The organism is Nonomuraea sp. NPDC003560 (genome assembly GCF_042878785.1).
Taxonomy (GTDB): domain Bacteria; phylum Actinomycetota; class Actinomycetes; order Streptosporangiales; family Streptosporangiaceae; genus Nonomuraea.
On sequence record NZ_JBIAOF010000022.1, the window covers coordinates 24,828 to 38,116 of the forward strand.

The window sequence follows — 13,289 nt, forward strand, 5'->3', positions numbered from 1 at the left end:
CTGCATTGTCAGAGACTAAATGATGCACTCCCCGGTGCAGGACATTACCTGCGTGGCTGTCAACGAGTGCGGGGCTCGGTCACGCTCAACCGGTCTGCCTCGGCGGCCAGCCGTGGCGGAAGGAGCGGGCTGGTCGTGCTCTGCCGCGCCCGGCGGGCGAGCCGTACCGCCTCGTCGTGGTTGCCGGCGGCCTCCATGACGCGGGCGGCGCGCAGCAGCGTGGAGCCGTCCTGGACCGTCTCCATGGGCGGGATGGCCCGAACCGCCATGTGCACGTCGCCGCTCAATGCGAGGGCCAGGGCGTACGCGGCCCGGGTCGAGGGTTGCTGGAGCGGACGCACCCGCTCCAGGTCACGCAGCGCTCCGGCGGGCCGTTGCAGGTCGGAGAGGATCTCGCCACGCGCCTGCAGCGCCTCCGGCGCGTTCCCTTCTCTCATCAGCGCGTCGTCGAGCACGTCGACGGCGGTGCGCTCGTGGCCGCCGTACCACAGCGCCCAGGCCAGCTCCGTCTGGATGGCGGAATCGTCCGGGCTGCGCCGCGCGGCCGCCTGCAGCTTCCGGATGGCCTCGTCGGTCCTGCCCTGCCTGAGGAGAACCCGGCCCGTGGCGGTGAGCAGGGTCGCCGCGAGCACGTCCGTACCCGGCTGCGCGACATACAGCTGAGTGGCCCTGCGGTAGTGGGTCACCGCTTCGTCGAGGTCGTCCCGCAGGTAGGCCACGTCGCCGAGCAGGGATTCGATCGCGGCGCTCAGCCGGCCGTCGTGCCGTGCCTCGCGTAACGCCAGCCTCCCGTGCCGGGCGGCCACCTCGAACTCGCCCGCGAGCACGGCGGACTCCGCGAGCCGCAGGCGCTCGTCCGGGCGGATGCGGACCGCGCCGCCGGGAAGGGCGCCGCCTTGGAACAACGCGGGGAGCAATCGTTCGTGCCAGATTCGCCAGCCGGAAGCGTCGGGCACCCTCGCGAGCACATAGCGGTCCGCCAGAGCCTTCAGCACGGGAGCCGGGAGACCGGCTGTCTCCGTCACGACCTCCGGCGAGGTCACGGCCTTCGGCGAGGTCACGACCTCCGGCGAGCCGAAGGTCTCGCGCAGTCGGGTGCGGAGCTTTTCCGGGTCGGCATGGAAGTGGTCGGCGGCGACCTCTTCCAGCTGCCGCCGGCAGTAGGCGGCGATCGCCTCGTCGGGGCCGTCGAGGTCGCCGATCAGCTCGGGTTGGGGCGGGCTCAGCAGTGCGGTGCAGGCGATCTGCAGCAGCAGGGGCTCGACCTGGCCGGTCGCGTCGGCCAGGTCGTCCACCAGCCCCTCGGCGACTCCAGGGGCGAAGGTGTGGCCCAGCTCCTCCAAGGGTTTTCGGCAGGCGGCGACGGCCTGTTCGCGCCGAAGTGGCCCCAGACGGTAGGGAGGCGTGGTCACGCGGCTGTGCCGGACGACCTCATCCAGATGATCGTCGTCGACCGCGATCAGCAGATGGAAGGGCAGGTCGCCGTCGAGCACGGCGAAGATCTGCTCGATCAGCTGCTCACAGTGCCGGCGCTGCCGGTCATGGGCGGTGAACAACTCCTCGACCTGATCGACGACCGCCATGATCGGCACCGGAGCGCCGGAGGCGTCCAGCCGCAGGGGGCGCGTGCGCAGAAAGGCGGAGATCGTCAGGCCGGACAAATGCGTCGGCGCCTCGTGCGGAGCCCATGACGACAGCAGTGCGAGCACGAACGAGTTCCTGCCACCGCCGGCGAGTGCGGCCGGCACCGAGGATCGCCGTGACACCCTGCCGATCGGCAGCACGTCGGCGCTGTAGGAATCGAGGAGGGGCAGCACTCCGGCGGCGATCAGCGAGGATTTCCCCACGCCACGAGGGCCGTGCACGATCGTGATCGGATCAGCTCGCCAGCGAGCGGCCACCTCGGCCGCCTCGGTCTCACGGCCGACGAAGCGGGCGTCGTCCGCCCTGGCGTAGGCGCGCGTACCGACATACGGCCATGCATCCGGGACCGAGCTGCTGCTGGATCTCATCACCGTGCCTCGCCCCATTGCCGCGATTCTGCCAGGAATACAGGCACCATCCGATGGCAGATGGAGAATTGTCGCAATCGATATGACTATATGGCCGAGCTCCAGCCGGCGACGGTGAGGTCATCCGGGTCTTCGGCCAGCCGCAGGTAGGCTCGCCTGAGCACCGGAGAGTGAAGGTTCCTGAGTGCATCGAGGTCGATGACGCCGAGGTCGATGATGCCGATCGTGCTCTCTTCTTCCATGCATTCTCCTGGTTTTCGGTCAGCCGTAACCAGCTCCGCGCAATTTGCTTCTTCAGACGATTCTGCGTCGGTATTTTTCAGGAATCAATCTATAAGATGTGAGCAACGAGGACCATGGCCGGAGGACCACGTGAGCGAGCAGGTCAACGAGTACGGGCCGATTCGGATGCCGAACATCTGGGGGAAAATCCCAGCCCGTAACCGAAATTTCACCGGACGTGAGCATTTGCTGGACCGGTTGAGAGAGAGCCTGCACCTGTCGACCACCGCAGCCGTGGTGGCGCACACGCCCGTCCCGCAGGCCCTGCACGGCCTCGGCGGGGTCGGCAAGACCCAGCTGGTCACGGAGTTCGCCTGGCGCTTCCGGGGATCGTACGAGCTCGTCTGGTGGATCTCGGCCGACCAGCCGGCCCTGGTCCCCGCCGCTCTCGCGGGGCTGGCCGCCGACCTCAACTGCGCTCCCGCCAGCGCCGTCGGCATCGAGGAGGCCGCGGCCTCGGTGCGCAGGGCGCTCCAGCGCGGCGAGCCGTACAGCAAATGGTTATTGATCTTCGACAACGCCGACGAGCCCGAGGCGATCAAGGACTTCCTCCCCGACGGAGGGCCGGGGCACGTCCTGATCACCTCCCGCAACATCCGCTGGAGCGCGGCCAGCGAGAGCGTGGCGGTGGACGTCTTCGAGCGGAACGAGAGCATCCAGTTCCTCCGCAGGCGCCTCGAACGCGACATGCCCCACGCCGAGGCCGACGCCCTCGCGCAGGCGCTCGGTGACCTGCCCCTGGCGCTGGAGCAGGCGGCGGCGCTCCAGCTCACGACCGGCCTGTCCACCGACGAGTACCTCGAAGCGCTGGGCGAAGAGACACGGCGGCTGCTCGCTCTGGGCAAGGCCACCGAATATCCCCACTCGATGACCGCGGCCTGGCAACTGTCGGTCCAGGCGATCGAGGAACGCATGCCCGAGGCCGCCACCGTGCTGCGGTGCCTGGCCTTCTTCGGTCCCGAGCCGATCCCCCGCGACCTGTTCCGCCGCGGCAACAAGACCCAGGGCGCCGCGCGCATCGGCCCGATCCTGTCCGACCCGCTGCTGCTGAGCCGGGCCTTCGGCGAGCTCAACCGGTTCGCCCTGCTCAAGGTCGAGTCCGCCGCCGGCACCGTCCAGGTGCACCGCCTCATCCAGGCGCTGCTGCGCGACTCGGTCGACGAGCGGGAACGCGGCGAGATCCGGCACGAAGTCCACCTGCTGCTGGCCGGTGGCGCGCCCGTCGACCCGGAGGACACCACCAGGTGGGCGGCCTTCCGCGAGCTGCTGCCCCATTTCGAGCCGTCCGGCCTCGCGGACTGCGCCGAGGCGGATCCCCGCAACTTCTGCATCACGCTCGTCCGCTTCCTCTACCGAGTGGGCGACTACCGGTCGGCCAGGACCTTCGCCGAGCATCTCCGCGACACCTGGACGGCCGCCTCGGGCCCGGAGAGCCCCGACGTGCTCCGGATCCGCCGCCACCTGGCCAACGTGCTCTGGCAACTCGGCGAGTTCGACGAGTCCCGCCTGCTCAACGCGGAGACGCTGGCAATGATGCAGCGCGTGCTCGGCCCCGACCACGAGGAGACCCTCGGCGCGGCCAACTCCTACGGCGCCTCACTACGCGCGCTGGGCGACTTCGCCGCCGCTCAGAAGCAGGACAAGGAGTCGCTGGCGGCCTTCGAGCGCGTCTTCGGCCCGACCCATCCGGTGACTCTCCGCCTGCTCAACAACCTCGCGCTCGACCACGCGCTGCTGAGCGACTACTTCACCGCGCGCGACCTGCACAAGCTGGCCTACCTGGAGATGAGCGGCGCCACCCACGGCGTCGGCAAGTGGGACGTGCAGAACGCCTGGAACGGCCTGGCACAGGTGCTGCGGCTCTGCGGCGCCTACGAGGAGGCCGTCGACCTGGGCGAGGAGGTCTACGCCTACGGGCTCAGGGAGCTCACCGCGGAACATCCCATCGTGATCAAGACCGCCAAGGACCTCTCCATCGCCCGGCGTGGCGCCGGTGACATCACCGCGTCGCTGGAATTGGCCAAGGAAACGCTCAGCCGCCTGGAAAAGCTCTTCGGCCGGGACAACCCCGACACCATGGCCACCGCGATCGCGCTGTCCAACAGCCTGCGCGAGGCCGGCAACCTGGACGAGGCGATGGCGCTCGTCAAGGACACTCTGCCGAGGTATCACACGATCTACGGCCCGCGACACCCGTTCACCTACGGCTGCCGCGCCGACCTCGCGCTCCTCCACCGGCTTCGCGGCGACCCCGAACGCGCCCGGGAGGAGAACTCCGAAGCGTACGAGGGCCTGCTCGCCCGCCTCGGCGCCGAGCACGAGTACACGCTCATGGCGGCCGTCAACCTGGCCTCCGACTACGCCGCGCTGGGCGACAGCCACACCGCTCGCCGCCTGGGCGAGGAGAGCCTGGCGCGGCTGCGCGGGTTCTTCGGAAAGGAGCACTTCCTCACCACCTTCGGCGCCGTCAACCTCGCCATCGACCTGAGCGACACCGGAGCCGACGAGGAGGCGGCCGCGCTGCGAACGGAGATCATGAACAACCTCCGGCGCATCTCTCGCACTTCCACGCCCGACATGGTCCGGGCGCTCAAGGGCGAGCGGATCGACTGGGACTTCGATCCGCTGTCCCTGTGACGCCGTTCCTGGCGAGCCAGGCCGCTCTGTGCTCGTCCGCCTCCCGCGCCGCCGCCTCGGCGGCGGCGGGAGGCACCGGATCCTTCATCCAGGAGGACAGGGTACGGCGGAGCAGTCCGGTGAACCGTTCGCCGACCGGCGTCAGCTTCCCGCTGTCGAGCAGGGTCCCCGTCACCTCCAGCGCGGCTGCGCGCCAGCGTGCGAACTCGATGTGGGGACGCAGTCCGCGCTCGGAGTCGCGCTGACGGCGCCAGAATCCGGCCAGGCCCAGGTGTGCGTACGCGCCGTGCAGGAGACCGGACAGCGGGCGTGGATCACCGCGCCAGGGCGCGTAGTAGCGCCGCTCGTCCGGAAGCGTCAGCTCCACCAGGTCGAGTACGGCGTTGAGCTTGGCGTGCTGGAGCTCGTGCGCGAACGTCGACGCGAGCCAGGTGTGATCGGGCGGAGTCGACATCGCCACCGTGCCGAAGGTGACGCGGGACGTCGCGCTGTCCCGGCCGCTCTGGGCCGCCTTGATGGGGGTGAGCACCCGGGCGATCGCGCGCAACTCAGCGGCGGTCGTCCAATGATGTTTGTCCAGGAGCTCCCAGGCGGCGGCGACGTGACGCCGCCAGCGCCGCAGGTCGTCGGGCGGCAGGCGGCCGTCGATCACGGTGGGGCCCGGCCAGCGATGCGGATCCAGATCGTCGACGACCAGCTCGATCGCGCCGTCGGCCGAGCGGATCCGATGGAGCGGGGTGCATCTGGACGTTCCGGTTTCCAGCTCGATGAGCTGGTCCTCGTCCGTCGGCAGGACGAGCTGCCCCAGCGAGGGCAACGTGATCACCCCGCCCGGCGCGGGAACCTGGACCCGCAGCCGTAGCCCGGCCCGGCAGGCGGCCGCCGCCGCGACCGCACCGAGCTGCGCCACGGCCAGCGGATCCGCCCGTCCAGTGATCAATGCCCGCAGAGTGCTCTTGGCCCACGCACCGACCGCTGGATAGCCGATCACGTACCTGACCGCTTCAGGAGCCTGTGCGGCGATCTCGGCGAGCCGATCATAGGCAGCTTCCGCCCGCCCTTCCTCCGCCACCCCTCTGAGGAGCAGCAGATGCTTGCTGTACTGCGTCTCGGCCAGGAATTGGGCTGCCTCCGCGCCACCTCCCCCTCGCGCCAGCCGGTCAAGAAGATCTTGAGGGACGGTGTACGAGTCGAGCCGCATGTCGCTCCCCTCAGTGAACCGACCCGCGCAGGTCGGCGACGAGGCGTTCACGAATGTGATCGATCAATCGATACAGATCATCGCAATAGACTGACGGGTTCTTGAAGCCGTCGTCCGAGCGGTAACGATGCGTGTAGAGCCCGCCGCCGCACACTCGCCCGAATTTGCATGCCTTGCACGTGTCACTCAACGCTTCCCAACCGAGCTGGCGCGCCACCATGCCGGGATGTCGGAGCGCCTCGTCGAAGGAATGGTCCACGATGTTCAAGCCGGTCATGGGGGCGCCCTGCCGTACCGCCTTGAGGGAGTCCGTCTGCTCGATGGTGCCGTCCGTCTCGATCACGACGACCGTGGACGGCGTCAGGCCCACGGATTCGCTGGCCGAGCCGCCGCCGAGCAACAGACTCACGATTTCCTGAAATATCCGTATCACGCTGTCGCTGCCGCTTTCGTACCAATGGTCGAAAATCGGAATGAGCCAGTCGGCGTACGCCGTAGCCGGCTTCCTCCATCCCGGCGGCGGCGTGTCCCAGGTCGCATGAGGCAACAGGAAGTCCATGGTCGGCGGATCGAAAGCGTTCAGCGCCTCATAGGTCTCGACGGGATCATTGAGCAGATCGACCGTGCACAACAGCCCGCTGAACAGGTGACGAAACCTCTCGCTGGTGAGCCGTGTCAGCCCCTGCATCACCGCCGGGTAGCTCCCCCGCCCGTCGGCGAACCGCCGATTGCGGTCGTTCTCCCTGGGACCGCCGTCGAGACTCACTCCCACCCGGACGTCCATCGCGTCGAACGACGACAGCGCCGCTTCGTCCAGCAACACCGCGTTCGTCTGCAGCACCGCCTCGACCCGCAGCCCCGGCCCCACTTCGGACCGCACCAACTCCACGATCTTCGCGAGGTACTCGTGACCCGCCAGCAACGGCTCCCCTCCGTGCAGAACCACTCGCACCGACGGCAGATCATGATCAGCCGCGTGTTCGGCGATCCGCTGGGCGGCGATGGAGACCAGTTGAGGGTCCATCACCATCGGCCGCCCCCGCCAGCTCTGATCGGCCAGGGTGTAGACATAGCAGTAGTCGCACGCCAAATTGCAGCGGCTATGGACTTTAAGAAGGAATTGCCGGAAAGGTCGCGCCCGCCACCCGCCACGAAGCAGTTCGTCGACATCGAGCGCTGAAGGCCACTCCCATGATTGATTCTCTGCGTTAGATGTCAAGCTAGAGACCACCCCGCTTCAACGCTGCCAATTCTAGACGACCCAGGGCAAATGGGGGAGGCTCCGTCGCGGGCCGGCAGCGCCGGGCCGTGATCGCTTTACTGCTCGAATCGCACACCGGCCACGCCAATCAATGAAATGCGAGGTCCTGGTGTCATTGCGCCGGCCGATAATCACGTCCATCCAGGTCATGACTCTGCGAAGGCTTCGCGTGGCGAACGCGAGCTGCCGGCGCCGGCCGATCCGCGTGTTCCTGGAAGTGCTCGCGGCGTGACTCCGGGGCTACGGCAGGACCCCGGGACGCCTCGGGGTCCTTCGCCGTTCCGGGCTTCCGAACTACCGCGCCGGCCTTGGGAGAACGTCGCGGCGAGCATGCCGCGTACGTTCCGTGAGGAGTGGCGCAGAGCTGCTTCGGACCGCCTCCCGCTGCCTACGGGGCAACCGGAGCGATCACGCAAAAGAGCAGGTCAACTCGTGGATCGTCTGGTCTCGCTTGCGCCTTGACGACGCGTGACGGAGCGTACGAGCGCGCACCGAGCGCGGCGAACGCCGTCTTCGATCTCTGCGTGGTGGCCCGTCCGATCGGGTTGCTCCGTCAAGGTGCGGCGGTGGGCGCCACCCAGCTGCTGAGGAGCCGGAGCGCCTGCGCGGTCGGGGAGCCCGGCTCGACGTTGTAGACGCACAAGGTCTGGTCGGGGTCGCCCGGAGGCTGGAAGGACTCGTAGTGGAAGTGCAGCTCGCCGACGAGGGGATGGCGATAGTGCTTGGTGCCGTGCGTGCGGCGCAGCACGCGGTGCTCGTTCCACCAGGAGCTGAACTCCGGCGAGCGCAGGGTGAGCTCGCCGACGAGGTCGGCGAGCCGGCGATCCTGGGGATGGCGACCGGCTTCCAGGCGGAGCATGGCGACGGTTTCCGCGGCGACGCGTTCCCAGTCGCCGGTACGGATTCGGGCCTCGGGGTCGAGCAGGTAGTAGCGGGCCAGGTTGCGCTGAGGCACGGCAAGGGCCTCGAAATCGGTCAGCACCTCGCGGGCCAGGCGGTTGGCGGCCAGGACGTCCGTACGGCGGCCGAGGACGAAGGCGGGCACGTCATGGAGGGTCTGGACGGCGGCGGCACGGGCCGCCGCCGAACGGGTCGCGGCCGAGCTGGGCGGGGCCGACCTGCTGCTGAACAACGCGGGCGTCATGCTGCCCGCCCCCATCGAGGAGCTGACCGCCGATCAGTGGCAGCGCCAGATCGACCTCAACATCACGGGTCTGATGAACGTGATCGGCGCGTTCGTCCCCCAGCTGGTCGCGGCAGCAGGTACGCGCGGCGTGGCCGACCTGATCAACACCTCCTCCATAGCGGCGCAGAACATCTTCCCGAACTTCGCCGTCTACTCCGCGACCAAGGCGTACGTCACTCATCTGTCCCGGCACCTGCGGGCCGAGCTGGGGGCCAAGAACGTACGGGTCTCGGCGATCGAGCCGGGGATCGTCGGCACCGAGCTGCAGAGTCACGTCACCGACGAGGGCGCGCGGGCGTGGCTGGAGGGCTCCAAGGAGACGATGGAGTGGCTCACGCCGCAGGATGTCGCGCAGACCGTCGGGTTCATCGCGAGTCTGCCACCGCGGGCGAACCTCCAGCAGGTCACCATCATGCCTACCGGCCAGCCCAGCTGACCGCCTCCGCCGAGACCGGCTTGTCGCGATGGCACTCGTTCGAACGAAAAGCTCCCATGGGCGGCCGCGACTGCACGAGGGAGTGGATACGGCGCCCCTCCCCTCCTCAGCCGGAGGGTGAGGCCGGCCTGCCGAGCACCTCGGTGAGAGCTGCGATGCTGTGGTCGCCGTGGCCGGCCTCGGCGGCTCGCCTCAGCAGGTCGTTCAGCGGGCCGAGCCATGCCACGTCGACGTTCGTCTCCCGCGCGAGGTCTTCGTCGTGGGCCGCTCCGGCCAGGAACAGGTTCACGGAGGAGGCGGCGTCGCTGTAGTCACCGCTGTCGATCTCCCTGGCGTACACCGGGAGCAGGGACTTGATCATGTCCAGCCACTTGCCGGTGAAGCGCACCATGCTGCCCGCGTCCAGCCCGCGCGCCCGGAGGACGGCGGCGCCCTGGAAGAAGCCGACGAGCGTGGGCAGCAGGAGGGCGCCCACCGCCATCTCGTACAGGGCGGCCAGGTCGACCTCGTCGCCCAGGTGGACGGTGTCACCGCCCAGTGTCGTCAGCGTCGGCGCGCAGGCGTCGAAGACGGCCTTGTCCCCGCTGTAGTAGATCAGGGTGTCCGGCGCCCCCACGGCTGCGGGCACGTTCTTGACCGCGCCGTCGAGGTGGCGGGCCCCGTGGGAGCCGGCCCAGACGGCCGTCTCCCTGGCACCGGCCGGGGACCCGCTGTTCAGGGTGACCAGGGTGCGCCCCGACAGGGCGGCGGCGACCGGCTGCAGGACCTGGCGGGTGTCTTCGTACGTGGTCAGGCAGGTGATGATCAACGGGCTCGCGGCCACGGCGTCCTCGATCGCCTCCGCGTGGATCGCGCCCCTGGCGGCGAGGAGTGCGGCCTTGCGCGACGTACGGTTCCACACCGTCGTGGGGTGTCCTGCCCTGATGAACGCCTCGGCGATGGCCGTACCCATCGAGCCCAGCCCGATGACGGTCACGTTGTCGTCTGTCATTGCGCGCTCCTTGGTGATGTGTGGTGGTCGGGTCAGTGGTGAACGGGCACCGAGTGCTTGCCGGTGCCCTGTGCGGACGTCTTCCTGGCCCGGTGCAGCAGCAGGAGCAGCGCCGTCGCGAGCCCGGCCAGCGCGAAGACGGCGGTGGCCAGGAAGCCCGCCTGGAACCCGTCGTTCAGGCCCTCGGCGTCGGCGGCCGTCGTGGAGGCGAAGGCGACCGACGAGGCGATCGCGATGCCGAGCGCGGCTCCGATCTGGAAGACGGCGTTGTTGATGCCGGAGACCAGGCCGGACTCCTCGGGCTTGGCGCCGGTGAGCGAGGCGATGGAGGCCGCGACGTTGGTGCTGCCGATTCCGGAGCCGAAGACGACCAGGCCGAAGAACAGGTCGCTCCAGTAGCCGCCGTCGGCGTCGATCCGGGTCAGCAGCAGCAGGCCGCCGGCCAGCAGCGTCATGCCGGCGATCGCGATGGGCTTGTAGCCGACCTTGGCGACCAGCCGGGCGCTGACGTTCGCGCCGATGATCGACATGACCGCGTAGATCGCGGTGCTGAGCCCGAACTTCACCGCGCTGTAGCCGAGGACCTGCTGGGCGTAGAGCGAGGTGATGAGCGCCCCGCCGTACACCGTCATGGCGACGATGAGCATCAGGATGTTGCCGCCGACCACGGTCGGGGAGCGGAAGATCCGCAGCGGCACCAGCGGGGCCTGCGACCGGTTCTCGATCACGGTGAAGATCACGAACAGGACGGCGGCGCCGATGAGCATGCCGATGGTCCGGCCGCTGCCCCAGCCGACCAGCGGCGCCTCGGAGACGGCGTAGACCAGCAGGGCGATGGCGGCGGTGATGGTCGCCGCGCCCGCCGGGTCGAAGCGGCGGCGGCCGTCCTGGACCGGCGTCGTCCTGAGCAGACGGGGGCCGAGGACCAGGACCGCCACCACGACCGGGACGTTGATGTAGAAGATCCACTCCCAGCCGAGCCCGTCGGTGATCGGGCCGCCGATGAGCAGCGCCGCGGTCGCGCCGAAGGCGCCGACGCCGGTCCAGATGCCCAGCGCCTTGTTGCGCTCGGGCCCCTCGGCGAAGGTGTGCATGAGCACCGCCATCGCGGTCGGTGTCATGATCGCGGCGGCGACGCCCTGGACGACCCTGGCAGTGATCAGCACCGAGTCGTTCCAGGCCAGGCCGCACAGCACTGAGGCGAGTCCGAACAGGGCGGTGCCGAACAGGAACATCCGGCGGCCGCCGAGCAGGTCGGCGGTGCGCCCGCCGAACATCAGCAGGCCGCCGAAGCTCAGCAGGTACGCGCTCATCACCCACTGGACGCCGCCCGGGGAGAAGCCGAGTTCGCTCTCGATGGAGGGCAGGGCCAGCATGACGATCTGGGAGTCGACGATGACCATGAAGAAGGACGCCACCAAGAGGGTCAGCGCCGGCCATCTCCGAGGGTCGGGGGCTTCCAGGGGTTCGCGAGGTGTCATCTCTTCCTCTTCTGGGATGCATCAGGGCAGCGCGAAGCCGCCCCGTGGGGATGTCAGGCCTGGTGAGACCTAGCGGGGAGGGGAGACCCTCGCGGTCAGGCACATGCGATCGAGCGCGTTCGCGACGGACACGGCCATGATCAGATTCGCGAGGTTGTGGGGACCGAGCAGGTTCTCCGCCGCGCCGTACACGTCGTCGGGCACGCCGTCGGCCGGAAGCTTGGTCATCGTTTCGGCGAGAGCCAGGGCAGCGCGCTCCGAGTCGGTGAACCGGCGCGAGTCGCGCCAGCCCGCCAGCTCATTGAGCCGCTCCTGCCGCTCGCCCAGGCGGATCGCCTCCGCGGAACGCAGAGCCAGGAAGTACGCGCAGCCGTTGAGCTGGGCGACCCGGATGCGCGCCAGTTCGCGCAACCGGTCGTCGCACAAGCCCTCGCGCCGCAGCACGTCCTCCAGGTCGGTGATCAGGCTGACGGCTCGTGGCGACGCTGCCGCCAGTTCGATGCGCTGCCTGGTCATCGTGTGGTTCAGCCCTTCGTCGCGGTCGGTGGTCGTCTGCCTGAAGCAGTGTGAATCCGGCAGATGGTCACGAACAACGGCAAAGTTCTCACCGCTCGGTAAGGTGCCCTTACCGAAAGGGGGTGCCGGTGAACTGGCAGGAGCTGGAGACGTTCCTGGTACTGGCCGAAGAGCTGCACTTCGGTCGCACGGCCGACCGCCTGCACGTGTCACGCGCCCGGGTCAGCCAGATGACCCAGGCGCTGGAACGCCGGGTCGGCGGCCCGCTGTTCGAGCGCACCAGCCGCCGGGTGGCCCTGACACCTTTGGGCAGGCAACTGCGCGAAGACCTCGGTCCGCACTGCCACGGGATTCTCGAAGCCGTGGCCAAAGCGTCGAACACCGCGCGCGGCACCGGCGAGGTGCTGCGCGTGGGCTTCTCCAGCCCGCTGGCCAGCGAGCGGGTCATGACCGTGGTCGAGGCGTTCCGAGCCTCGCATCCGCGGTGTGAGGTGCAGATCCGCGAAGTCCACCTGTCAGACAGGTACAGCGCGCTGCGACGGGGCGAGCTGGACCTGCAGGTGATCGAACTGCCCGTGGACGAGCCCGATCTGACCGTGGGCCCGGTGCTCGTGCGCGACCGGACCATGCTCGCCGTCTCCGCCTCGCACCGCCTGGCCGGCCGTACGTCGATCTCCATCGAGGATCTCGGAGATGAGAACCTGCGGCTCATCGACGGCCTGCCGGGCTATTTCCAGGCGCGTCACATACCTGATCGCACCCCGGCCGGGCGGCCCATCCATCACTCGACCACCACGAAGTACTGGCAGGAACTGCTCGCCCTCGTCGCGGCGGGCGAGGGCGTCACGATCGCCGCCGCCCAGGGCACCCGTTACTATCCACGGCCCAACCTGGTCTACGTCCCGTTCCACGACATCGGGCCGTTCGAGTACGCGCTGATATGGCGTACGGCGAGCGTCTCCGCCAAGGCCCTGGCCTTCGCCAGGATGGCCGTGGAGAAGCACGCCCCCAAGGCCTGAGCCACTTGCTCAGCAAGCGCACACGAACGCGTTCGCGGAGCGGTTCGTGGAAACGCTACGCCGTGAGTGCCTCGATCACCTGCTCAACCATGGTGAGCGGCACGATCGCAGCGAGGTGATCGACATGACTTCCCGGATCCATCGTCGAAGGACCGTCACCGGCCTGAGCAACGAGTACCACAGAGCAGCCTGATCATCCGGCAAACGCGCAGCTCAGCAGCAGCGTCCGAGTTGAGGCACCGCACACGATCGAGAGTGATGGGCAGT

General features: G+C 68.8%; 11 protein-coding genes. 3 read left to right on the forward strand and 8 right to left on the reverse strand.

Features of this window, described 5'->3' with window-relative positions; genetic code table 11:
* Positions 1–59: 59 nt before the first annotated feature.
* Positions 60–2,012: a tetratricopeptide repeat protein gene (locus ACFYUV_RS49425; protein WP_387682762.1), complete on the reverse strand. Its 1,953-nt coding sequence runs from the start codon at positions 2,010–2,012 to the stop codon at positions 60–62.
* An 86-nt stretch (positions 2,013–2,098) separates the two neighbouring features.
* Positions 2,099–2,254 carry an FxSxx-COOH cyclophane-containing RiPP peptide gene (fxsA, locus tag ACFYUV_RS49430; RefSeq protein ID WP_358300759.1) on the reverse strand — a complete coding sequence of 52 codons (156 nt, stop codon included), beginning with the start codon at positions 2,252–2,254 and terminating at the stop codon, positions 2,099–2,101.
* A gap of 238 nt (positions 2,255–2,492) precedes the next feature.
* Between fxsA and fxsT the strand changes: the two genes are divergently transcribed.
* Positions 2,493–4,931, forward strand: a complete 2,439-nt coding sequence (fxsT, locus tag ACFYUV_RS49435; protein ID WP_387682764.1) for an FxSxx-COOH system tetratricopeptide repeat protein — start codon at positions 2,493–2,495, stop codon at positions 4,929–4,931.
* Here the strand turns inward: fxsT and ACFYUV_RS49440 are convergent.
* The 3 genes from ACFYUV_RS49440 to ACFYUV_RS49450 form a co-directional block, all read right to left on the reverse strand.
* On the reverse strand, positions 4,885–6,132 hold the full coding sequence (locus tag ACFYUV_RS49440) for an HEXXH motif domain-containing protein (RefSeq protein ID WP_387682766.1): 1,248 nt from the start codon (positions 6,130–6,132) through the stop codon (positions 4,885–4,887). The genes fxsT and ACFYUV_RS49440 overlap by 47 nt on opposite strands.
* 10 nt (positions 6,133–6,142) lie before the next feature.
* Positions 6,143–7,363 carry an FxsB family cyclophane-forming radical SAM/SPASM peptide maturase gene (locus ACFYUV_RS49445; RefSeq protein WP_387682768.1) on the reverse strand — a complete coding sequence of 407 codons (1,221 nt, stop codon included), beginning with the start codon at positions 7,361–7,363 and terminating at the stop codon, positions 6,143–6,145.
* A 583-nt stretch (positions 7,364–7,946) separates the two neighbouring features.
* Positions 7,947–8,537 (reverse strand): hypothetical protein, encoded by a 591-nt coding sequence (locus ACFYUV_RS49450; RefSeq protein WP_387682770.1) that lies wholly within the window; start codon positions 8,535–8,537, stop codon positions 7,947–7,949.
* On the opposite strand from ACFYUV_RS49450, the gene ACFYUV_RS49455 reads away from it, so the two are divergent.
* Positions 8,518–9,015 (forward strand): SDR family oxidoreductase, encoded by a 498-nt coding sequence (locus ACFYUV_RS49455; RefSeq protein ID WP_387682865.1) that lies wholly within the window; start codon positions 8,518–8,520, stop codon positions 9,013–9,015. The two genes, ACFYUV_RS49450 and ACFYUV_RS49455, sit on opposite strands and share 20 nt — an antisense overlap.
* Before the next feature lie 106 nt (positions 9,016–9,121).
* Here the strand turns inward: ACFYUV_RS49455 and ACFYUV_RS49460 are convergent, their stop codons facing one another.
* The 3 genes from ACFYUV_RS49460 to ACFYUV_RS49470 form a co-directional block, all read right to left on the reverse strand.
* Positions 9,122–10,006, reverse strand: coding sequence for an NAD(P)-dependent oxidoreductase (locus ACFYUV_RS49460; RefSeq protein WP_387682772.1), 885 nt, complete (start codon positions 10,004–10,006; stop codon positions 9,122–9,124).
* Between the two features lie 32 nt (positions 10,007–10,038).
* A complete protein-coding gene (locus ACFYUV_RS49465; RefSeq protein WP_387682774.1) occupies positions 10,039–11,487 on the reverse strand; it encodes an MFS transporter in 1,449 nt (482 codons plus the stop codon).
* A gap of 69 nt (positions 11,488–11,556) precedes the next feature.
* A complete protein-coding gene (locus ACFYUV_RS49470) occupies positions 11,557–12,003 on the reverse strand; it encodes a carboxymuconolactone decarboxylase family protein (RefSeq protein ID WP_387682776.1) in 447 nt (148 codons plus the stop codon).
* A gap of 128 nt (positions 12,004–12,131) precedes the next feature.
* Between ACFYUV_RS49470 and ACFYUV_RS49475 the strand changes: the two genes are divergently transcribed.
* Positions 12,132–13,022, forward strand: a complete 891-nt coding sequence (locus ACFYUV_RS49475; RefSeq protein WP_387682778.1) for a LysR family transcriptional regulator — start codon at positions 12,132–12,134, stop codon at positions 13,020–13,022.
* Positions 13,023–13,289: the final 267 nt, after the last annotated feature.